Below are 22,876 nucleotides of genomic sequence, written 5' to 3'. Positions count from 1 at the left end.
GACATAGCGGCAGGCGTCAGGTGGGTGTGGGCAACGCGACGCCGCAATGCATGAATGCGTACATGCAGCGGCCGAGCGGTGGCCGCGCCCGTCCGGCAGCCACGCCGCCGTGTTGGTGGCTGCGCTGGCCAGCGCATCGCGCCGACGACAGCAAGGGTCTTTGGTCATGGTGCAAAGCACGCCCTTTCTGTCAACTCCATGGCGGCTAGGTCGTTAAACTTTCGACGTACCCCGCCAGGATGTTCTGATGCTTGTTCGACCCAGCGCGCGTTTCGGCGCAGCGCTCTTGTTGGCCGTCGCGCTGGCCGGTTGTAGCCGTGAGGCCGCCGCGCCGGCCGCCGCCAAACCCATCCCGGTCTCTGTGCAGGCGGTGACCACCCAGCCCTGGAACTCGACCGTGCAGTCGATCGCCACCGTGCGTGCGCGCGAATCGGTGGCGCTGACCGCGGCGGTGAGCGATGTGGTGGAGCAGGTCAATTTCGACAGCGGCGACGAGGTCAAGGCCGGGCAGCTGCTGCTGCGGCTGCGCGGCAATTCGCAGCAGGCGGCGCTGACGGCCGCGCAGGCCACCTTCGAGGAAACCGATCAGCTGTACCGGCGCCAGTTGAGCCTGGTTGGCCAGCAGCTGGTGGCCAAATCCACTGTCGATACGCAACGCGCGCTGCGCGATGCGGCGCAGGCGCGCGTGCAGCAGATGCGCGCGGAAATCACCGACCGCGAGGTGCGCGCGCCGTTCTCCGGCGTGCTCGGCATCCGCCAGATCAGCCCGGGCTCGTTGATCACCTCCAACACGGTGATCGCCACGCTGGACGATGTGGCGCGCATGTACGTGGACTTCCAGGTGCCGGAGTCGCAGTTCGGCCTGGTGCAGCTCGGCAATACCGTCAATGGCACCGCGGCGGCGTATCCGGGCGAGCAGTTCGAAGGCGTGGTGGCGGCGATCGATTCGCGTATCGACGAGACCACCCGTTCGGTAACGGTGCGGGCCGACTTCCCCAACGGCGATCGCCGCCTGCGCCCGGGCATGTTGCTGGATGTGCGCCTGTTCCAGCCGGCGCGGCAGGCGGTGGTGATCCCGGAGATTGCGGTGGTGCAGGTGGGGCGCGAGTCCTACGTGTTCCGGGTCAAGCCCGACAGCAGCGTGGAGCGCGCCGACGTGCGCCTGGGCGAGCGCCGCGACGGCAAGGTGGAAATTCTCGACGGGGTCAAGGCCGGTGAGCGCATCGTGGTGGACGGCACCGGCAAGCTGCGTCCGGGCCTGAAGGTGGTCGATCAGGCCGCGCCTGCGCCGGTAGCGGCGCGCCCGCAGGCAGCACGATGAAGCTCTCCGACCTGTCCATTACCCGCCCGGTGATGGCGGTGGTGATGAGCCTGCTGCTGATCGTGCTAGGGGTGATGTCGTTCACCCGGCTGACCTTGCGCGAGTTGCCGGCGATCGACCCGCCGATCGTGTCGGTGGACGTGGAATACACCGGCGCGTCGGCGGCGGTGGTGGAGAGCCGCATCACCCAGGTGCTGGAAGACGCACTGGCCGGCATCGAAGGCATCGAGACCATCGAGGCGCGCAGCCGCAACGGCTCTTCCGATATCAGTATCGAATTCGTGCAGTCGCGCGATGTGGAAGCCGCCGCCAACGACGTGCGCGATGCGGTCAGCCGCGTCTCCGACCGCATGCCCGACCAGGCGCGCCCGCCGGAGATTTCCAAGGTCGAGGCCGACGCCGACCCCATCCTGTGGCTCAACATGAGCTCCAGCACGATGGATACGCTGCAGCTGTCCGACTACGCCGAGCGCTATGTGGTGGACCGCTTCTCCAGCCTGGACGGCGTGGCGCAGGTGCGTATCGGCGGGCGCCAGCGCTATGCGATGCGGATCTGGCTGGACCGCGATCAACTGGCCGCGCGCGAACTGACCGTGGCCGATGTGGAAGCGGCGCTGCAGAACGAGAACGTGGAGCTGCCGGCCGGCAGCATCGAATCGGCGCAGCGCGATTTCACCTTGCGCGTGGAGCGCAGTTATCTCAAGCCCGAGGATTTTGCCAAGCTGCCGCTCAGCAAGGGCGAGGGCGGCTATGTGGTGCGCCTGGGCGACGTGGCCAGGGTCGAGCTGACCTCGGCCGAGCGCCGCGCCTACTTCCAGAGCAACGGCGTGCCCAATGTGGGCCTGGGCATCGTGCGCAACTCCACCGCCAACGCCCTGGACGTTGCACGCGAGGCGCGCGCGCAGGCCGAGGAAGTGCAGAAATCGCTGCCGCAGGGCACCAATATCTTCGTCGCCTTCGACACCACGACCTTCATCGATGCGGCGGTGGAGCGCGTGTATCACACGCTGATCGAAGCGGTGGTGCTGGTGCTGGTGGTGATCTGGGTGTTTCTGGGCAGCGCACGCGCGGCGCTGATTCCTGCGGTGACGGTGCCGGTGTGCCTGATCGCTGCGTTCATCGCGCTGTACGCGTTCGATTTTTCGATCAACCTGCTGACCTTGCTTGCGCTGGTGCTGTGTATCGGTCTGGTGGTGGACGATGCCATCGTGGTGGTGGAGAACATCCAGCGCCGCATCGATCTGGGCGAGCCGCCACTGGTGGCCGCCAAGCGCGGCACCGGCCAGGTCGCCTTCGCGGTGATCGCCACCACCGCGGTGCTGGTGGCGGTGTTCCTGCCGGTGGGATTTCTGGAAGGCAATACCGGGCGCCTGTTCCGCGAGCTGGCGGTGGCATTGGCCGCGGCGGTGGCGATCTCCGCCTTCGTGGCGCTGACGCTGACGCCGATGATGTCGTCCAAGCTGTTGCGCTCGCACGGGCAGGCCAGGCCCAATCGCTTCCATCGCTGGTTCGATGGCCGCATGCAGGCGGTGTCCGCTGCGTACGGGCGCTCGCTGGAGCGGCATGTGCATCGCACCTGGATCTTCGCGCTGCTGATGCTGTTGGCACTGGGCGCCAGCGCGTGGTTGATGGGCCGGATTCCCTCCGAGCTGGCGCCGGCCGAGGACCGCGGCAATTTCCAGATCATGATCGACGGGCCCGAAGGCGCCGGCTTCGATTACACCGTGGGGCAGATGCATCAGGTCGAGGCGATCCTCGGCCCCTACGTGGGCCCGGACAAGCCCATCGTGCGGGCCAACCCGCGCGTGCCCGGCGGCTTCGGCAGCAGCGAGGAAATGCATACAGGCCGGGTCAGCGTGTTCCTGCAGGACTGGGAAAAACGCACGCGCCCGACCACCGAGGTGGCCGACGAACTGCAGCAGAAGCTCAATGTGCTCAGCGGCGTGCGCGCACGCACGCAGGTGAGCGGCGGCCTGGTGCGCAGCCGCGGCCAGCCGTTCCAGTTGGTATTGGGCGGGCCGGATTATGCGGAGATCGCGCAGTGGCGCGATCGCATCCTGCAGCGCATGGAAGCCAATCCCGGCCTGGTCGGCCCGGACTCGGACTACAAGGAAACCCGCCCGCAGATGCGCGTCAACATCGACCGCCTGCGTGCGGCCGATCTGGGCGTGCCGGTCACCGCGATCGGTGGCGCGCTGGAGGCGATGATGGGCTCGCGTCGTGTGACCACGTTCGTGGACAACGGCGAGGAATACGACGTGATGCTGCAGGCCGGCCGCGAAGGCCGCATGGCGCCGGAAGATCTCACCGCCATCCGCGTGCGTTCCACGCGTGGCGAGCTGATTCCGCTGTCCAACCTGGTCACGCTCAGCGAAGTGGCCGAAGCCGGCACCCTGAATCGCTTCAATCGCCTGCGTGCAATCACCATCAGCGCCGGCCTGGCGCCGGGCTACCCGCTCGGCGAGGCGATCGCCTGGGCGCAGCAGACCGCACGCGAGGAATTGCCCGAGTATGCGCAGGTGGACTGGAAGGGCGAATCGCGCGAATACCAGCAGTCCGGCAGTGCGGTGCTGCTGACCTTCGGCATGGCCTTGCTGGTGGTGTATCTGGTGCTGGCCGCGCAGTTCGAAAGCTTCGCCCATCCGCTGGTGATCATGCTCACGGTGCCGTTGGCGGTGCTGGGCGCGCTGGTCGGGTTGTGGGTCACCGGCGGCACGCTCAACCTGTTCAGTCAGATCGGCATCGTGATGCTGGTGGGGCTGGCGGCCAAGAACGGCATCCTGATCGTGGAGTTCGCCAATCAGTTGCGCGACGAAGGCCGCAGCGTGCATGAGGCGATCGTGGAATCGGCATCGGTGCGCCTGCGTCCGATCCTGATGACCTCGATCGCCACCGTGGTCGGCGCGATTCCGCTGGTGGTGGCCGGCGGGCCCGGCTCGGCCAGCCGCGCCACGATCGGCGTGGTGGTGATCTTCGGCGTGTCGCTGTCCACCTTGCTGTCGCTGTACGTGGTGCCTGCGTTCTACAGCCTGATTGCGCCATTCACCAAGTCGCCCGAAGCGGTGGCACGCGAGCTGGAAACCCTGGAGGCGCAGACGCCGTCGGTAGGCGGTCACGCCTGAGCGATACCGGCAGCGGTGCGCTGCTGCCGGTGGTCGACGACGCGTGATGCTGCGGCATCGGCGTCGATCGCGGTGTTTGCATTTGGCTGCATCGCAAACAAAACCCAAACATCGGGGCGCAGGCTGTGTCCATCGAACGTGTCAGCGCCAGGTGGCATCATCGATGCGGTGACGCTGTGCAGCCCGGTGTCTTCTTGCCGGGAGCGTCTTCGCCACCGCCTGCAGCACTGCCGCGTGATCGAACCGGACGCCGCAATCCAGCCCAGGAGTGCATGCGATGCAGACGCTGCCTTTCGTCAATGACGACCCATCCACGCTGCGGTTTGCGCAGGGGCAGGCTGCGCAGATGCAGTGCCCGCATTGCGGTGCATCGCGCGTTGGCGATGTCGCTGCGCCCTGGGCACGCGCTGCGACACCGGCGACAGGGCAACCGCCCGACGCCACTGCAGTAGCGTCCGTGCAGACGGCCACGCACTGGCAATTCTCGGTCGAACCGGCACGCCGCATCGCGCCACTGCAGTGCCCGATCCTGCGCGCCGCCCTGCTCGGCAGCATTGCGCTGGTGCTGCTGGTGGTGGACATGTTCGTGCTGTGGCCGCTGCCGTAACGCGCGCCGGCGGGCGCCTGCGCCGATGTGGCGGCGTGTCAGCGCCCCACTGCATCGGCCGCGCAATGACTAAGGTCACATGACAGTCATGGCCTGCTGTGGTCGACTTCGGCGGTTACCCTGCCCGGAATCGCCAATGCGTCGTCTTGCCTGCCTGCTTGCTCCCTCCCTCCTTGCGCTGTGCTGCGGCACCGCGCTGGCGCAGTCCTCCGGCGAGCCGGTGCCCAATGGCCGCCTGCCGACCTGGGCGGTGCCCGAGCGCTACAGCCTGTCGTTCAAGATCGATCCGGACCAGAGCGAATTCAGCGGCCGCACCAGCATCCGCGTGCAGCTCAAGCAGGCCTCCGATCACCTCTGGCTGCATGGCAAGGAACTGAAGGTCAGCAAGGTCACGGTCAAGCCGGTCAAGGGCAAGGCGCTGACCGCACGCTACGTGCAAGCCGACGCGCAGGCCGGTGTGGTACGCCTGGATTTCGGCCGCACGCTGCAGCCGCAGACGCTCACCGTGGACATCGTCTACAGCGCGCCGCTCAATCAGCAGCTGCAGGGCCTGTATCAGGTGAAGTACCAAGGCCAGGCCTATGCGATGACGCAGATGGAGCCGATCAGCGCGCGCTACGCGTTCCCCGGTTTCGACGAACCCGCATTCAAGACCCCGTTCGACCTCAGCCTGACCGTGCCCACCGACGACCAGGCGCTGGCCAACACCATCGCCACCTCGAGCAAGCCGGCCGGCAAGGGCTGGAAGACGGTGACCTTCGCCCCGACCGTGCCGCTGCCGACCTATCTGGTCGCCTACGCCGCCGGCCCCTGGGACGTGGTGGACGTGCCGGCCATGCCGGCCACCCCGCAGCGCCCCAACCCGACTCCGCTGCGCGGCATCGCCGCCAAGGGCCAGGGCCCGCGCATCACCCCGGCGCTGGACCAGACCCCGGCGATCATCGCCGCGCTGGAGGACTATTACGCCTTCGGCTATCCGTTCGACAAACTCGATCTGGTCGCCGCTCCGGACTTCAGCGCCGGTGCGATGGAAAACCCCGGGTTCGTTACCTTCCGCGACTGGCTGTTGTTGCTGGACAAGGACTCGCCGGCCGAGAACGTGCAGCGCTCCTTCAACACCAATGCGCATGAGCTGGCTCACCAGTGGACCGGCGACGCCGTCACCATGGAGTGGTGGGACGACCTGTGGTTGAACGAGGCGTTCGCCACCTGGATGCAGCAGAAGATCACCATGCAGCTGCACCCGGAATACCGCGCCAATCTGGACCGCATCGGCGGCGCGCAGCATGCGATGGACAACGACAGCCTGGTCAGCGCGCGCAAGATCCGCCAGCCGATCACCGGCAACGGCGATATCGAGACTGCCTTCGACGGCATCACCTACCAGAAGGGTGCGGCGGTGCTGGCGATGTTCGAGGCTTTCGTCGGCGAAGACGTGTTCCGCCAAGGCATGCGCGCCTACATCGCCAAGCACAAGTTCGGCAGCGCCACCGCCGACGATCTGGTCGATGCGATCGCCGATGCCGCCGGCAAGGGCGAGGAGTTCAAGGCCGCCTTCCGCAGCTTCCTCAATCAGCCGGGCGTGCCGTATCTGCAGACCCAGCTCGCCCGCGAAGGCGGCAAGACCGTGGTCAAGCTGCAGCAGCAACGCTATCTGCCGCTGGGTTCCACCGGCTCCACCGCGCAGCAATGGGGCGTTCCAGTGTGCATCAAGTACGGCAAGGGCAAGAACCAGGTCGGCACTGCCTGCCAGATGCTCGCAGACGGCAGCGGCAGCATCGTGCTGGACGGCGCCGGCAAGAACACCTGGGTGTTCCCGAACGCGCGTGGCGCAGGCTACTACCGTTTCAGCCTGCCCAAGAAGCAGCTGGCTGAACTGGGCAAGCAGGTCGGCCAGCTCGACGACAACGAACAGCTGGCCTATGCCGATGCGATCGATGCGGCCTACCGCCACGGCGATACCGACGGCGACGCCGTGCTGGCAGCGCTCAAGCAGTTGGCGCCGTCCGAATCGGCCGATGTGTCCACCGCGCTGCTGAACCGCTTCGTGTGGATCTGGCGTTACCAGGCCACCAGCCAGGCCCAGCGCGACGTACTGCGCAAGGCCGCCGAACAGGCGTATCTGCCGCGTCTGCGTCAGCTGGGTTACACGCGGCGTAGCGGCGAGTCGATCGACGACACCAGCCTGCGCTCGGCGCTGGCCGGGCTGTTCGCGCTGCACCTGCAGAACGCGGAAGTACGCAAGGCACTGCTGGCGCAGGGCGATGCGGTCCTGGCCGGCGGCAATGGTGCGCTGGACTTCTCCAAAGCCAATCCGGATCTGCTCGGCACCGCACTGGCGGTGACCGCGCAGGAGCGCGGCGCACCGGCGGTGCAGAGCCTGATCGATGCATTGCGCACGCATGCCGACCCGGCGCAGCGCAACGCCATGATTGCCGCCCTGGGCACGCTGCAGGACCCGGCGCTGCTCAAGCAGGTGCGTGATTTCGCGCTGACCGATGCGATCAAGGTGGGCGAGATGAAGAGCCTGCTGATGCGTGGTCACAGTTACGAGACCTCGCACGCGTCGATGTGGCCGTGGTTCACCGCCAACTTCGACCGTATCGTGCAGCGCAGCGGCTCGTTCGACGGCGGCGGATTGCCGGCGCTGGGCGCGTCCGGCGGTTGCAGCGTGGAAGAAGCCGACCGCCTGGATGCGTTCTTCAAGCCGCGCCTGGCCACGCTCAGCGGCGCCGACCGCGGCATGGCGCAGACCGGTGAGACCATCCGCCTGTGCGCCGCGCTCAAGCAGGCGCAAACCGCCAAGCGCTGAGCCGCGGCCTGCGGCCCGGGTGTGCGGTATCCAGTGGCGATACCGCGCACATCGCATCAGGAACGGCTACAGGCAACTGCATGTTCCGCCAGTCGGGCGCGGCGGGACCATCCGGCATCGGCCAGGGTGCTGCTGCGCAACGGCTTCGTCGAAGAAGGCTGCAGCCGCTGCGCGATCATGCGGCCGGATGGGCTGCACGATTTGCGCGTGTTCGCGCGGGTGGAGTTGCCGGCTGATCTGGACTGACCTCGGCCATCTACGCTGGCGAACGCGTGGGCCAGGCGCATTTGCACGCGGCGGGTTGACGCAGATCCGTCACCGGCATCGGCACCGATCCCGCGTGTCCTGCATGGCGTCAACGTCAACCTGAGTCCCTGTGTTGCAGGGCCTCGAAAGCGGCGCCTCGGCTACCTCGTATACGGCTCGTTGCGCCAGTGGCTTACCATCGTCGCCAATGCGTCTGCACCGCCGGCTATGCCGGCCTGCAGGATGACGAACACCGCTGGTGGCGGAAGGGGCGATACCGTCCCCGCAGCGCCGGCAAGTAATACGAACCCTGGATACGACGATGACACAGCATGATGGACGGGGCGGACGACCGCCGCGCGATGGCGGCAGTTCCGGCACCTCGCACAATCCCTGGGGCCGCGCCGCGCCGCGCACACCGGCAGCGCGCCCGCCGGCACAGCAGGCGCCAACGGCTTACACGCCTGCTGCTGCGCAGTCCGCGGCTTCGTCGTCCGGCGGCAATGCGCGCGAGCTGCGGCTGTACGGCATCAACGCAGTGCAGGCCGTGTTCAAGGCGCGCCCGGAGGCGGTACGCAAGCTGTATCTGAGCGAGGCGCGCATTCCGCAGTTCAAGGCCTTGCTGGCCTGGTGCGTGGCCCAGCGCATCGGTTACCGCGTGGTCGAGGAAGCCGATCTCAGCAAGCTCGCCGCCAGCACCCACCACGAGGGCGTGGTGGCCGATGTGCTGCGCGTCGCCCCGCAGCCGTTGCAGGACTGGCTGGCTGCGTTGCCGCAAGGGCCGGTGCTGGCGCTGTGGCTGGATGGCGTGGGCAACCCGCACAACTTCGGCGCGATCCTGCGCTCGTCCGCGCACTTCGGGGTGGCCGGCCTGCTGCTGCCTGCCGGCTCCACGCTGGGTCTGTCCGGCGCAGCCACGCGCGTGGCCGAAGGTGGTGCCGAAGCGGTGCCGCTGGTGCAACTGCCCGACACCGCAACGGCGATGGCGCAGCTGCGTCAGGCCGGTTTCGCAGTGGCGGCCACGCTGGTGGAGGGCGGCCAGGACGTGTTCGCCGCCGCGCTGCCGCAACGGCTGGTGTATGTGATGGGCGCGGAGAGCGAGGGCATGGACCGCCAGTTCGCGCGCGATTGCGACCTGCAGTTGTCGATCCGCGGCAGCGGCAAGGTCGAAAGCCTCAACGTGGCCTCGGCCACCGCCGTGTTCCAGGCCGCCTGGCGTGCCCGCGCGTTGGGTGGAGAGTCGTGATGCGCCTGTGTGCCGGTCTGCTTGCCGCCGCTTGTGCGTTGAGCGTCAGCGCGCACGCTGCAGCGGCCTCCACGCCTGCAGCACCGCCGCAGGTGCGCACCGATCATGGCCTGGTGCGCGGGCAGTGGCAGGACGACGGCAGTGCGGTGTTTCGCGCGATTCCGTTTGCCGCGCCGCCGCTGGGCGCGCTGCGTTGGCAGCCGCCGCAACCGGCCGCCGCCTGGTCGGACGTGCGCGATGCCACCCAGGCCGCCACCCCGTGCGTGCAACCGGCGCTGGGCTGGAACAACGCCATGGCCAGGCGCGGTACGGAAGATTGTCTTTACGTCGAGGTGCAGACGCCGACGCTGCAGCCGGCCAAGCCGCTGCCGGTGTTCGTCTGGATCCACGGCGGCGCCAATGTGGCCGGCGGCGCCGATGGCCATCTGCCGACCAACCTGGTCGCACAGGACATGCTGGTGGTGACGCTGCAGTACCGGCTCGGTGCGCTCGGCTTCCTGTCGCTGCCGGAACTGCGCGATGGCGACCATCAAGCCGCCGGCAACTACGCCTTGCTCGACCAGATCGCCGCGCTGCAATGGGTGCGCGACAACATCGCGCAGTTCGGTGGCGACCCTGCGCGGGTCACCATCGCCGGGCAGTCGGCCGGTGGCCAGGATGTGGGCTTGCTGATGCTCAGCCCGCTGGCACGCGGCCTGTTTTCGGCGGCGATCGAGCAGAGCGGCACCGCCGGGTTCGGATTGCCGGCGCGTTCGCTGGAAGACAATCGCGCGCTGGGCGTGGAGATCGCCAAGCGTGCAGGTATCGACGACCCCGCCACGCGTCTGGCGCAGTTGCGCGCGCTGCCGGTGGAGCAGCTGATCAAGGCCGGGCAGGGTGTCGACGTGCCGGCACTGGATGACGATGGCTACATCTGGCTGCAGGCGGTCGTCGATGGGCGCGTGCTGCCGCGTGCGCCGGCCGCGTTGCTGGCCGAGGGCGCGCAGGCCAAGGTGCCGCTGTTGATCGGCTATGTGGTGCAGGAGCTGGAATACGGCGGCAAACAGGGTGCACAGGCGCGGCTGCGTCGCGACTATCCGGCGCAGGCCGATGCCGTGCTGCAGGCGCAACGCACGCATGCGGCGCAGCGTGCCGCACGGCAGGGCGATGCAGCGATGCAGCTGTCCACCGATCTGACCTTCCGTTGCCCGGCAGTGACCGTGGCCCAGCATCAGGCCGCGCTCGGCGTGCCGGTGTGGCATTACGTGTTCGATACCGCCGCACCGGGCGGGCAGGTCACGCATAGCGCCGAGCTGCCGTTCCTGTTCAAGGGTCTGCCGATCGGCCAGCCGCCGGTGAGTCTGCAGCGCTATTGGGCCGCGTTCGTGCAGCGTGGCAATCCCAACACCAAGGGCTTGCCGGCCTGGCCGGCATTTGCGCCCAAGCATGCGGCATTGCAGTTCGACGCCAGTGGCGTGCGCCCGCTCAAGGATGCACGCCCGGCGGTGTGCGCAGGCGTGGACTTGCCGTAATCGATCGCGCGTACCGCCACGGTACGCGCGATTGACTCCACTCAATTGACTCAGCGTGCGCAGCCCGGCCCGCCGAAGTAAAAGCCGCCGTTCTGCATTTCCGGCGACAAGCTGGTGCGGGTGACGCCTGCGCCCAGTGCGTACGGATAGGTGTAACCGGCCATCGCCAGCGTGTAGCAGGACGGCTGCTCCACATTCAAGCTCGACAGGCGCTGCGCGGGATGGGTGGCCATCGCCGCATCGCGATAGAAGTGGTTGGCCTGGAAGGCGGCCTGGCGATAGCCTGCGTTGGCAAATCGGCCACTGCCCATCGGTGCGCTGGGGCGACCATCCCAGGTGGAAATTTCGCCGCCCGCAGAGATGAAAATGTTTGCGCTGCCCTCGGCAATATCGCCCGTGTAAAGCTCGGACTTGTAGTAGCCGATCCATTCGCCATTCAAACCGAACCACCAGTAGCCGTCGGCATTGCGCTGGAACTCCACATGCAGCATTGCCTGCTTGCCGCCTGCGGTGCTGAAGCCACCGGCCGGTGCTGCACCAAGCACGTTGGCGGTGCTGGTCTGCACGAAGTCGGCGCAATCCAGGTTGTGGCAACCGGTGGTGCTGTAGCCATCCTGGGTGGAGTAGATAAACAGGATCGGCCGCGTGCCCCAACCGGCCCCGGGCTGTGTCTGCCAACCGGCTTCCAGCGTCTGGATCACGCCCTGGCGGGTGTAACCGCCCAGCCAGATCTGGCTGATCGATTGCGCATCGTTGGCGGTGATGGTCGGCACCCAGGTGTTGAGATCGGCGCCGGCACCGGTCACCGGCGAGCCGGCGGTGTCCAGGTAGATGGTGGAGTAGTAATGCACCACCGATGCCGCCTCCTGCGCCGCCGGCGCGGCATCCGCCTGCCTGGGCGCAATCACGCTAGGGGTGGTGCCACGCAGAAAGCTGCGCAGATCCGCATGCTTGCTGATCTCGGCCAGGCCGATGCGTTCTAGCGGCACGCTGCCGGTGTCGCACCGTTGCACCGCATCGATCGGCGTGACGGTGCCGATGCTACCCGGGGGGGCGGGCGGCGGCGCCGGCGCGCTGCCATCGCGCAGTGCCGGCTGCTGCCCACGCGGAATGCAGTCGAACACCTTGCCATCCTGATGCACGCTGCGTAGCACCGTCAGGCCGTTGTAACGGTTGAACACATAGCGCTGCATTTCGGCGAACGCGCTGGGGCCGCTGACCTTGGCCGTGGCGCCACGCGTGGCGTAATCGAGCTGCGCCTGCGCATCCAGGAAATCCTTGAAGTCGCGCGTGACCTGCGGAAATGCACGCGATGCCTGCAGCGACGTACGCAGCGTATCGCGCTGCACGGCTGCGATGCTTGCGGTGGCAGGTGTTCGTAGCAGCGGTGGCATCAGTGTGTCGATGCTGCGTTCGCTGCTGGCCGAGATCGATGGCGGTAGCAGCGTGGCGGCGCCAACGGCGGGAGCCAGTGCATAAACGCAGAGCGCAGCAACGGCGCGGCCGATCGACATCGGCCGATAAGAACGGAAGTTCATGTGTTTTCCCCTGGCGCCGGAACGGAACTGCCTGCACGCGGCGCACCCTGCAGGACAGCGCCTTCAGTCTGCAGTGGCATCCGGGCTTGGCTAGCCGGCGCATGCCTGCGTTGAAGGCGTGCGCATCCTAACTGCCTAAAAAACAAATGGATCGCCAGACACGCATTGCGTGATATCAGGCACACCGCAAGCGCAATGCGCTAAGCGGATGCCGTGCCGATGGTCATGCACACCCTTGCGTACGGCGCGTTGCCGATGCGCAAAGGTGTGCACGGTCACCTCACCATAAGCATGGCTGTTCTTACTTTTTTTGCAGTCGCACGGCGGCGCCACCGTTTGCAGCCAATGGCAGCTGCAGGCTGTCGTTGGAGGTGAGTTTGCGCGTATCGATACGCACCTCCGTCGGGGCCGCGCCGTCGGCATAGATGGTGGCGGTCCAGCTGCCCTTGCCCAGGAATGCCAGCGGCAAGGTCAGCGTGCGTGCCTGCTCGTTGGTCATCGCACCCACGTACCAGTCCTTGCCGCTACGCCGCGCCAGTGCGATGTGCTCGCCGATCGCACCATCGAGTGCGCGTGTCTCATCCCAGCTCGCCGGCACATCGCGCAGGAACTGCGCTGCCGGTACGTTTTCGTATTGTTCCGGGCTGTCGGCGACCACCGCGAACGGGCTTTCGTAGACTACATACATCGCCAGTTGCTGCGCACGCGTGGTCATCACCTGAGGTGCGATGTGCTGCATCTTGAACTCGGCCGGGCGTACATTGCGGAAGCCACCCGGTGTGTAATCCATCGGCCCGAGCAACATGCGCGTAAACGGCAGCGTGAGATTGTGGGTGGCGGTGATGCGCGTGGTCCACTTGTTGTACTCGGCGCCGAGCACGCCTTCCTGCGTGAGGTAGTTGGGATAGGTGCGGGTCAGGCCGGTCGGGTGATAGGCGCCATGCAGATCCACCAGCAGTTTGTGCTCGGCGGCCTTGGCTAATAGGCGGTGGTAGAAATCCACCATCTGCTGGTCGTCGCGGTCCATGAAGTCGACCTTGATGCCCTTGATGCCGAGTTGCTGATACCAGGCGAGTGCTTCGTCCATGTGCGCATCCAGCGCACGCCAATGCGCCCATAGCCACAGCCCGACATCGCGCTGCCGTGCGTAGGCCACCAGGCCCGGCAGGTCGAGCTGCTCCACCGGCCGGCGGATATCGGCATCGACGTTGTACTGGCCATCGCCGGTGCTGCCGAAATACCAGCCATCGTCGATCAGCATGTATTGCAGTTTCAATTGCTGCGCGTGATCGATATAGCGCTGAATCGTGGCGGTATTCATGCCCGGCTGGGCCACGCCACTGGCCAGTGAGCCGGACCACCAATCCCATGCCGATTTGCCCGCGCGCACCCAGCTCGCATCGAAGGCCGGCGGCGGGTTGAGTGCGGAAATCAGATTGGATTCGATCAGGCTGGCCGGGCTGTCACCCAGCATGATCACCCGCCACGGCGTGGCGAAATCGCGGCCCTTGGCATCAAAGCTGACGGCTAGCTTGGGGTCGTCCAGGCGTGGCGATAATTTCGCCGACACGCCCAGGCTGCCATCCTCGCGGCCGGTGAGATACAGGCCGGCATAATCGCGCAGGTTCGCCTCGGCAATTGCCAGCGTGGTGCCGCTGGCATCGGTCTGGCACACCAGCGGCAACTCGAGCAGATTGTGCGGGCGCAACCTGGATGCGGCGATCGCATCGTATTCGCCCTCGTGGCTGGTGCCGAAGCGGCCCAGGTTCAAGGTCCAGCATGGGTAATCGCCGGGGAATGCAAAGCCGGTGAGCTCATTGCGAATCCGCACCTCGCCGGCATTTGGCAGCACATAACGCAGCGCAACACCGTCGTCGTAGGCGCGCAATTCCACCGTCAGGCGTCGCTGTTTGGGGTCCGACAACTGCACGCGCAATTGACGGTAGTGATCGCGTGCCTGACGCGTCTTGCCCACGGCCAGGGCGAAGCGGCTGTCATGCGTTTCGGTGGTGCTGTCCTGCAGCGTCATCGCCTTGCCGAGCGTGTCGGCGCGGCCCAGATCCAGTCCGAGCGGGGCGTCGTCGAGCACGACTTTGTTGCGATACAGCACGCGATAGGTCGGCACGCCGCCCGCGCGCAGCGTGAATTCCACCTGCGTACGTGCGTCGGGCGACTGCACCTGCAAACGCTGCGCAGCTGCAGGCAGCGCGATCGAATACAGCAGCGCGCACGCCGCCGGTAATGCGGACTGGATCAGGTTTCGCATGGGTCCCTCCTCCTGGGAGCGCCAACCCTAACGCAGAACGGTTGTCGTCGATATCCACCTGGGGTAACGTTACCTCGCACCATGGCCGCTGAAACAGGGGCGGCAGCCACGGGCGGCATCACGACAGATGCAATGACAAGGCGACGACGCGTCGCCTTGGCGGTTGCGTCGAGGTGGTGTGCACCGTTGCTTGGCAGTAGAGCTTGGGAGAGGCCTCTAATGCTGATGGTTCGCAAGGCGTTCCGCCGTGGAGCGCTGTGGTTGTTGTGTGCTTGCATCGCCTGGACTGCAGTGGAGGCTGCACCCGCCGATGCCGATCCGCCCGGTCCCTACGACGTGCGCGTGCTCGCGGGCGGTCTCGGGCTGAGCAAGAAGCTTGCCGCCGGAACACCGCTGCTGGCCGCCGATGCGGATTGGAGCGTGTCCGCCTGGGTGCGGCCCTCCAGCGGGACTAGCGGCCCGGCATTAATTGCCGGGCTCGGTGATCCGCAGGCGGCTGGCCGTTTCTTCGTCATCGACAACGGCATGCTGGGCTTTGCCCAAGGCGCCGAGCATGTGCTGCGCAGCAAGCAGCCGCTGCGCGCCGGTGTTTGGACGCAGGTCGCCGCGATTGCGCAGGGCACGCGCCTGAGCCTGTATGCCAATGGCCGCAAGGTGGCCAGCGGCAACGTGCAGCAAAGCGCGGTCGCGCCCACGCTAGTGTTCGGCCCGCGCCAGCAACCGGCGGCGTATACGCAGCACTTTGGCGGCGAGATCGCAGGCTTCACCGTGCAGTCCGGTGCGCTGGATGCGGCAACCATCGCACGGCTTGCCAGACAGACACCGGATCCTGCGCTGCAGCGCTTCGAAGACGCATCGCCCGGCTGGCGCGTGCAGGTCAAACAGATGGCAGGGCAACTCGCACCACAAGCGGCGGCGACCCTGCCGCGCAGTGCCGCGCCCTTCCTGGCGCCGGTCGCCAGGCCGGTATCGGAGGCGCCTGCGCTGCAGCCGCTGGATGCCACCGCATGGCGGATCGGTGCATGGCAACTCGCTGCGGCACCAGAGCTCGGTCAGGCCAGCGGTGCGACGCTGTCGCGCAGCGATTACGCCGCCGGCAAGAGCCGCTGGCGCGCCGCGACCGTGCCGGGCACGGTACTCACCACGCTGGTCGATCGTGGCGTGTATCCGGATCCGGATATCGGCCTCAACAACATGGCGATTCCCGAATCGCTGAGCCGGCAGGATTGGTGGTACCGCAGCAGTTTCGATGTGCCTGCAGCACTGCAAGGCAAGCGATTGGAGCTGCTGTTCAACGGCATCAACTACGCCGGCGAGATCTGGGTCAATGGCACCCAGGTCGGGCGCACCCGCGGCGCATTCGCACGCGGTCGCTTCGATGTCAGCAAGCAGCTCAAGCCGGGCAGGAACGTCGTCGCGGTACGGGTGTCGCCGCCGCCACATCCCGGCATCGCGCACGAACAGTCGATGACGGCCGGTGTCGGCGAAAATGGCGGCATGCAGGCGCTGGACGGGCCGACCTTCATCGCCAGCGAAGGCTGGGACTGGATTCCGGCGGTGCGCGATCGCAATGCCGGTCTGTGGCAGGACGTGCAGCTGCATGCCACCGGTCCAGTGGCGCTCGGTGATACGCAAGTGATCACCGCGAAGCTGGCACCGGATCATCACCGCGCGGAACTCGAAATCAACCTGCCATTGCGCAACGACACTGCCGCAGCAGTGCAGGGCACGTTGCAGTTGGCCTTCGGCGATGTGCGCATCCGGCGCGAGGTCACGGTGCCGGCCGGTGGCAGCACGCTCAAGCTCACCGCCGCCGATACGCCGCAGCTGGTCATCGCCAATCCGCGCCTGTGGTGGCCCAACGGCTATGGCGAGCCGGCGCTGTACACCTTGCAGGCCAGCGTCGAGGTGGCCGGTACGCCGTCGGACGCGCAGCAGCTGCGCTTTGGCATTCGTCAGGTGACCTACGAACTGTCGTTGTTCGACGACGATGGCGCGTTGCGCCGCGTCCTGGTCGATCTCAATCAGGCCCGGCAACGCGGCGAGCGCATCGTCGACGTGCGGCATGCAGCGATCCGTCCGGTACCCGGCGGCAATGCGCAATCCCTGTATCCCGGCGCCTTGTCCTCGCCGGCGGTGCAGCAGCTCGACGACAACAGCCTGGCCCCGCATCTGGCACTGCGCATCAATGGTGTGCGTATTGCGGTGAAGGGCGGCAACTGGGGCATGGACGACTGGCGCAAGCGGGTCTCGCGCGAGCGGCTGGAGCCGTACTTCCGTCTGCAGCGCGATGCGCATTTCAATGTGGTGCGCAACTGGGTGGGGCAGAACACCGAAGCCAGCTTCTTCGAGCTGGCCGACGAATACGGCATGCTGGTGCTCAACGACTTCTGGCAGTCCACCCAGAACTACAACATGGGGCCGGCCGACGCAGCGCTGTTCCTGGACAACGCCGCCGAGGTGATCAAGCGCTTCCGCAATCATCCTTCCATCGTGCTGTGGTTCGGACGCAACGAAGGCGTGCCGGCTCCGATCCTCAACGAAGGCCTGGACCAGCTGGTGGCCGAACTCGATGGCACGCGCTGGTATACCGGCAGTTCCAACGAGATCAATCTGCAGGGCAGCGGCCCGTACAACTACCGCGAGCCGGTGGCGTACTTCAACAAGCTGGCGCAGGGCTTTTCGGTGGAGGTGGGCACGCCCTCGTTCTCCACCCTGGAGTCGTTCCAGGCATCGGTACCTGCGGTGCAGGACCAGTGGCCGATCGGCGATGCCTGGGCGTATCACGACTGGCACCAGTCCGGTAACGGCGACACCGCCAGCTTCATGCGCTCGCTGACCGACAAGCTCGGCGCGCCGACCAGCCTGGCGGACTTCGAACGCAAGGCGCAGTTGCTCAACTACGACACCCACCGCGCCATCTTCGAAGGCTTCAACGCGCAGCTGTGGAGAAAGAACAGCGGGCGGCTGCTATGGATGAGCCATCCGGCCTGGCCCAGCAACATGTGGCAGATCTACAGCCACGACTACGACACCCACGCGGCCTACTACGGTGTGCGCAACGCGGCAGAGATGCTGCATGTGCAGATGAACCTGCCTGGCCACGAGGTGGTGGTGGTCAACAATGCGGCCGAGCTGGTGAGCGGCCTGCGCGTGCGCGCAGAAGTCTATGCCGCCGACGGAAAGTTGCTGCAGCAGCGCGAGCAAGCGCTGGAGGCCGCGGCGGTTGCGGTGTCGGCACCGGTGCTGCAACTGGCGCCGTTGCTCAAGGACACCAATGGCCTGGGCTTTGTGCGGCTGCAATTGCTCGATCGCGACGCAGTCGTGCGTTCGCGCAATTTCTACTGGGTGGCGCGCGATGCGGCGGCCATGCGCGGTCTGGATGCGCTGGCGGCAGTGCCGGTGCAGCTCAGCACGCAGCTGCAGGAGGGCGCCGAACCGGTGCTGCGCGCCAGCGTGCGCAATGCCTCGCAGCAGGTTGCGCTCAACACCAAGCTGACCCTGGTGGATGCGCAAGGCCAGCGCATCCTGCCGGCGTACTACAGCGACAACTACCTCAGCCTGGTGCCGGGCGAGCAGCGCGAGATCGAGATCCGTGGCCCGTCCGCGGCGAGCTTGCGCAATGCCACGCTGCAGGTGCGCGGCTGGAATGTCGAACCATCAACAGGCGTTGCCAACGGGCCTCCGTAGCGGCGCCAGCGCGTTGCCGCGCCGATTGCGCGTCAGCCAATACTGCATTGCCGTTGCTGCAATGCCATTCGAAACGGTCGTGGATTGTCGTCATCCCTGGGAGGGGACCATGAACAAGCTGCATTCGAACACCCGCCACACCCCACTGGCCGCCGCACTCGCGGCTGCACTCACCCTGCTTGCCGGCAGCGCAGGCGCACAGGACGCCGGCAACGCCGCCGGGGTCACCGACCTGGACAAGGTCATGGTCAAGGGCGTGCGCGGCGCGCAGGCCGAGGCCATCGAGAACAAGCGCACCGCCGCGCAGATCATCGACTCGATCTCTGCCGAAGACATCGGCAAGTTGCCCGACGTCACCATCACCGATTCGCTGCAACGCGTGCCCGGCGTGCAGATCAGGCGTTCGGCCGGCGAGGGCTCGCAGCTCAATATCCGCGGCATGCCGCAGGTGCAGACCACCATGAACGGCGAGTTGTACCTGAGCGCCGGTGGCGGCGACCAATACGGCCAGCCGAACATCGGCCGCGCGCAGCCGGATTTCGTCGATATCCCGCCGACGCTGTTCAGTGGCGTGGACGTGATCAAATCGCCGACCGCCGCCGATCTGGATGGCGGCATCAGCGGTACCGTCTCGCTGAAGACGCGGCGCCCGTTCGACCTGCCGGAAGGCTGGACCTTCAGCGGCCAGGCCGAAGGCTCCTACGGCGACCGCGTGCAGGAGCTCAACGAGCTGTATTCGGGCCTGGCCAGTTTCCGCACCGAGCGCTGGGGTGCATTGCTGGCCGTGTCGTACTCCGATGCCACGCTGGAAAACAAGCATCCCAGCGTGTATTCCAATGGCGCGCAGAAATCCACCGAGCAGAATGTGGGCTTCGATTTCAACGGCGACGGACGCATCGGCAGCAACACCGACCCCAGCAATCTGCCGCGCGATTATTTCTACAACTGGGTCGCCACCGAACTGGACAACCGCAGCACCGATCGCCAGCGCACCGGCATCAACGGCTCGTTCCAGTTCAACATCAACGATTCGTGGACGGTGTTGGCCGATGCGGCCTACACCAAGCTCGAAGACCAGGACACCTCGGTGGCCGCGCAGCTGCACACCGGCTGGGCCACTAACCAGTTGCAGCCCGGGTCGGTGGTCGATTCCAACGGCGTGCTGGAATACGGCCAGTTCCGCTACAACCGCTTCCAGGCCCACTCGATGGCCGGCGTTGCCGACTCGGACGCGCTCAACACCAATCTGGAGCTGCGCTTCGATGATGGTGGCCCTTTGCGTGCCTCGTTCCGCTGGGTGCATGGCGACGCGCAGCGCACCTACGACGAAGCGCGTGCCGATGCGGTGGTGACGCGTGGCGACCAGATCACGCGCGCCGGCGGCGTCACGCAGTGGGCAAACGCCAACGGCTTGCCGACAGTGGATGCCTCGGTGGATTTCCGTGGCACCTATCCGGCGGTCAACCTCGGCACCGACGTGTCCAACCCGGACAACTGGCAGCTGATGTCGACCTGGGCGCAGGGCAACAAGATCGAAGCGACGATGGACGCGTTCCGCGCCGATGGCACTTTCGAGTTCGACGAGGGCGTGGTGCGCGGCTTCCAGTTCGGCATCCGCTACGGCGAGCGCGAGGTCAAGCTGGATACCTATCGCTATCTGTCGCCGGTATCGACCAGCTGCGCCGACCCGAACCGCTCGCTGTATTACTTCAAGGATCCGCTGATCGTGGACACCTGCAGCGGCGTCTCCGAAGCGCGTCTGCTGCCGTTCAATTCGATTCCCGGTTACTGGGCGTATTTCAACGACTTCGATCCGCTCAAGGTCACCGGCCTGGGCAGCCAGGGCCTGCCGGCGATCAATCCGCAGGTCATGAAGGACCCGGTGGGCTATCTCAACAGCCTGTACCCCGGCAACGTGGCCTATCAACAGGCCGCCGACTCCTACAAGGTCACCGAAAAGAGCACCGCGGCGTATTTTCTGGCCAATCTGGAAGGCGGTACCGGTAGCGCGGTCCCGTGGACGGCCAACATCGGCGCGCGCATCGTGCAGACCAAGCTGGCGATCGACCAGTACCTGAGCAGCGGCAATGTGTTCATCGGCAATGTCGAATGGAACGGCGTCAGCCCGGCGATCGGTACCAATCGATTGAACCGTCAATACACCGACGTGCTGCCCACCGCCAACCTGTCGCTGGACATCACCGATGCGCAGAAGCTGCGCTTTGCCTACAACAAGGCCGTGGCGCGCCAGGACCTGCCCGATCTCGGGCGCGGGTTGGTGAGCTTCTATGCGGTCAACGGCACGCCACCGCGCAACCCCGCGTTGCCTTCGGATGCGGTGCTGTTCCTCAATGGCCGCTCCGGCAATCCGGATCTCGATCCGTACCGCGCCACCAACTACAACGCCTCGTGGGAATGGTATTTCTCCGATGCGTCGTTGGTCAGCGTGGGTGCGTTCCTGATCGATGTGAAGTCGTTCCCCACCACAGTGACCAATATCGAGCTGTTGCCCGACGCCGATGGCGTGGCGCGGCTGGGTGGCCCGGTGGAGCGCATCGTCAACGGCGGTGGCGGCAAGATCAAGGGCTTTGAAGTGGGGTATCAGCAAGCCTTCGACTTCCTGCCCGGCTGGTTGAGCGGCTTCGGTACCAACATCAACTACACCTTCTCCGACGCCGACACCGACAACACCGATATCGACGGCAACACCTTGCCGATCGGCGATAACTCCAAGCACCAGGCCAACGCGGTGCTGTGGTACCAGAAGGACAAGCTGCAGGCGCGTGTGGCCTACAACTGGCGCAGCAAGCGCTTCAGTCAGGTCAACAGCGGTGCCTGGGGCGACGAGCTGGCGATCTGGAACGACGACGTGGGCTATCTCGATGCGTCTTTCAGCTACGACGTCAACGATCACCTGACCCTGTATGCCCAGGCCACCAATCTGACCGGCGAAAGCGAGCGGCGCTACGCGCAGTGGACCAACCACTACTACGACCAGAACATCTTCGAGCGTCGTTACTACGCGGGCTTGCGTCTGCGCTTCTGATCCGGCTGCACCGTTGTGCGACCCAGTGCACCCCCGCGCTGGGTCGCGCATGTTTCGCTGTTGTCGCTCTCCAAGCGGTCATTGCGCTTTCTTCCCGTCGCCGCTCATTGCGGCGCTGCAGTACGCCTGACGGCAACGTCAGGCACCCTCCCATTCGGCCGCATCGTCGGGAAGCGATGTGGCCGTTTTTTTGCATGATGGCGCAGGCGTTACCCGATGCCGATCGATGCAGCGCTTACCGCACTGGTGGCCCGGCCGTCGAGCCGCGCTTGACCACGGTGTACTTCATCACCTGATGCACGCCCTGCGCGGGATCGCCCTTGCGTCGCTGGCGGATCGCATCGGCCAGCAGCGACACCGCCGCGCGGCCCATCGCGGTGACCGGTTGATGCACGGTGGTGAGCTCGGGCCAGATGGTGGTGGCAACCGGGGTGTCGTCGAAACCGGCGACCGATACATCTTCGGGCACGCGCAGGCCCAGTCCGTGTGCGACCGCAACGGCGGCTGCCGCCATATCGTCGTTGCTGCAGAACAGGGCGGTGGGCGGTTGCGCCTGCGCAAGCAGGCTGCGCGCGGCGAGCAGGCCGGAGTGATAGGTGAACAGACCGTCTGCCATCAATTCTTCGGCTACGGGCAGGCCGGCAGCCTGCAGGCTGTCGAGATAGCCGTTGGCACGTAATGCACTGGGCGTGTGTTTGGGGTCGCCCTTGATCAAGGCGATGCGGCGATGGCCCAGTTCGATCAGGTGATCGACGATGGCGCGCGCAGCCTGGTAATCGTCGATGCGCACCGAGCTGATCTGCGCCATCGGCGCACCGCTCGCCACCGCCACGACCGGGATGCCGCGTGCGTCGAGTTCGGCGATGGTCTGGCGCGAATCGCATAGCGGGGGCGGCAGGATCACGCCGTCCACGCCGGCCGCCAGCAAACGCTCGGTGGCGGCACGCTGGCTGCGGATGGCGCCGCATTTTTCCACCAGCACCTGGCTGCCATTGAGGCTGCTCTGTTCGAGCAGGCCAAGCATGAATTGATTGAGGTAAGCCGCGCTGGGATTGCTGTACAGCACGCCGATGCGCAACAGGCCGCTGGTGCGCAACGAACGGCCGGCCAGGTTGGGGCGATACCCCAATGCCTGGACCGAGGCCTCCACCCGCACGCGCATCTCCTCGCCGACATGCGGGTGGCGGTTGATGACGCGCGAAGCTGTCATCGGCGAGACGCCGGCGTGCTTGGCGACATCCAGCAGGGTTGCCGCGTTGTTCGCACTGCGTTGGCGCTTGGCCGCCATTGTGTGTGCTCGTCCTGGAGTGGAAGCGAAAGGCGGGTGGCGTGCTTGAGACCTGCAGCGACCAGGACGTGCCTGGCCGCTGGCAATCGTCGCTGCGATGTCGGTATCGGCACAGACCACGCGCAGCGTGCGCGTGCTCTATGCCGCGCACACTCAACCGATGAGTGCCCGCGATGTCTGCAA

General features: G+C 66.3%; 11 protein-coding genes and 1 pseudogene. 9 read left to right on the top strand and 3 right to left on the bottom strand.

Translation table 11 applies throughout. From position 1 onward, the window contains the following. Positions 1-247 precede the first annotated feature (247 nt). From KHN93_RS16260 to KHN93_RS16230, 7 genes and pseudogenes are all read left to right on the top strand, one after another. Positions 248-1,321 (top strand): efflux RND transporter periplasmic adaptor subunit, encoded by a 1,074-nt coding sequence (locus KHN93_RS16260; protein WP_104559918.1) that lies wholly within the window; start codon positions 248-250, stop codon positions 1,319-1,321. Then, positions 1,318-4,443, top strand: coding sequence for an efflux RND transporter permease subunit (locus tag KHN93_RS16255; protein WP_047129214.1), 3,126 nt, complete (start codon positions 1,318-1,320; stop codon positions 4,441-4,443). The genes KHN93_RS16260 and KHN93_RS16255 overlap by 4 nt, the downstream gene beginning before the upstream one ends. A gap of 277 nt (positions 4,444-4,720) precedes the next feature. Further along, positions 4,721-5,050 (top strand): hypothetical protein, encoded by a 330-nt coding sequence (locus KHN93_RS16250; protein WP_211920771.1) that lies wholly within the window; start codon positions 4,721-4,723, stop codon positions 5,048-5,050. A gap of 136 nt (positions 5,051-5,186) precedes the next feature. After that, a complete protein-coding gene (locus tag KHN93_RS16245) occupies positions 5,187-7,862 on the top strand; it encodes a M1 family metallopeptidase (RefSeq protein WP_211920769.1) in 2,676 nt (891 codons plus the stop codon). A gap of 63 nt (positions 7,863-7,925) precedes the next feature. Beyond that, a pseudogene (locus KHN93_RS16240) lies at positions 7,926-8,108 on the top strand (GNAT family N-acetyltransferase); the annotation flags it as partial. Positions 8,109-8,430: 322 nt separating this feature from the next. Next, the gene (locus KHN93_RS16235) at positions 8,431-9,354 is read left to right on the top strand and encodes a TrmH family RNA methyltransferase (RefSeq protein WP_211920768.1); all 924 of its coding nucleotides are present in this window, start codon (positions 8,431-8,433) and stop codon (positions 9,352-9,354) included. Continuing rightward, entirely contained in the window at positions 9,351-10,865 is a 1,515-nt protein-coding gene (locus tag KHN93_RS16230) for a carboxylesterase/lipase family protein (protein ID WP_211920766.1), read from the top strand. The genes KHN93_RS16235 and KHN93_RS16230 overlap by 4 nt, the downstream gene beginning before the upstream one ends. Before the next feature lie 50 nt (positions 10,866-10,915). Here KHN93_RS16230 and KHN93_RS16225 read toward each other — a convergent pair whose 3' ends face one another. Both KHN93_RS16225 and KHN93_RS16220 read right to left on the bottom strand, forming a co-directional pair. Beyond that, a complete protein-coding gene (locus KHN93_RS16225; protein ID WP_244812136.1) occupies positions 10,916-12,403 on the bottom strand; it encodes a neprosin family prolyl endopeptidase in 1,488 nt (495 codons plus the stop codon). Positions 12,404-12,704: 301 nt separating this feature from the next. Then, positions 12,705-14,669, bottom strand: coding sequence for a glycoside hydrolase family 97 protein (locus KHN93_RS16220; protein ID WP_167705845.1), 1,965 nt, complete (start codon positions 14,667-14,669; stop codon positions 12,705-12,707). Between the two features lie 219 nt (positions 14,670-14,888). On the opposite strand from KHN93_RS16220, the gene KHN93_RS16215 reads away from it, so the two are divergent. Together KHN93_RS16215 and KHN93_RS16210 are read left to right on the top strand one after the other, a co-directional pair. Continuing rightward, complete coding sequence (locus tag KHN93_RS16215) at positions 14,889-18,359, top strand: glycosyl hydrolase 2 galactose-binding domain-containing protein (protein WP_211920764.1); 3,471 nt, start codon at positions 14,889-14,891, stop codon at positions 18,357-18,359. Positions 18,360-18,468: 109 nt separating this feature from the next. Beyond that, on the top strand, positions 18,469-21,405 hold the full coding sequence (locus KHN93_RS16210; protein ID WP_102585144.1) for a TonB-dependent receptor: 2,937 nt from the start codon (positions 18,469-18,471) through the stop codon (positions 21,403-21,405). 235 nt (positions 21,406-21,640) lie between these two features. Here KHN93_RS16210 and KHN93_RS16205 read toward each other — a convergent pair whose 3' ends face one another. Continuing rightward, positions 21,641-22,693: a LacI family DNA-binding transcriptional regulator gene (locus KHN93_RS16205; protein WP_024940315.1), complete on the bottom strand. Its 1,053-nt coding sequence runs from the start codon at positions 22,691-22,693 to the stop codon at positions 21,641-21,643. Between the last annotated feature and the right edge of the window lie 183 nt (positions 22,694-22,876).

Origin of the sequence: Xanthomonas arboricola pv. juglandis, assembly GCF_905367715.1 — a bacterium.
In the GTDB taxonomy this organism is placed as follows: Bacteria; Pseudomonadota; Gammaproteobacteria; order Xanthomonadales; family Xanthomonadaceae; genus Xanthomonas; species Xanthomonas arboricola.
Note: the sequence above shows the minus strand (reverse complement) of the source record. Positions and strands in the feature narration are given on the sequence as shown.

Bases quoted from the DNA above. Each gene is read 5' to 3' on its own strand.
- KHN93_RS16250 (WP_211920771.1), top strand. From the start codon at position 4,721: ATGCAGACGCTGCCTTTCGTCAATGACGACCCATCCACGCTGCGGTTT.
- KHN93_RS16235 (WP_211920768.1), top strand. From the start codon at position 8,431: ATGACACAGCATGATGGACGGGGCGGACGACCGCCGCGCGATGGCGGC.
- KHN93_RS16260 (WP_104559918.1), top strand. From the start codon at position 248: ATGCTTGTTCGACCCAGCGCGCGTTTCGGCGCAGCGCTCTTGTTGGCC.
- KHN93_RS16205 (WP_024940315.1), bottom strand. From the start codon at position 22,693: ATGGCGGCCAAGCGCCAACGCAGTGCGAACAACGCGGCAACCCTGCTG.
- KHN93_RS16220 (WP_167705845.1), bottom strand. From the start codon at position 14,669: ATGCGAAACCTGATCCAGTCCGCATTACCGGCGGCGTGCGCGCTGCTG.
- KHN93_RS16215 (WP_211920764.1), top strand. From the start codon at position 14,889: ATGCTGATGGTTCGCAAGGCGTTCCGCCGTGGAGCGCTGTGGTTGTTG.
- KHN93_RS16210 (WP_102585144.1), top strand. From the start codon at position 18,469: ATGAACAAGCTGCATTCGAACACCCGCCACACCCCACTGGCCGCCGCA.
- KHN93_RS16255 (WP_047129214.1), top strand. From the start codon at position 1,318: ATGAAGCTCTCCGACCTGTCCATTACCCGCCCGGTGATGGCGGTGGTG.
- KHN93_RS16245 (WP_211920769.1), top strand. From the start codon at position 5,187: ATGCGTCGTCTTGCCTGCCTGCTTGCTCCCTCCCTCCTTGCGCTGTGC.
- KHN93_RS16225 (WP_244812136.1), bottom strand. From the start codon at position 12,403: ATGAACTTCCGTTCTTATCGGCCGATGTCGATCGGCCGCGCCGTTGCT.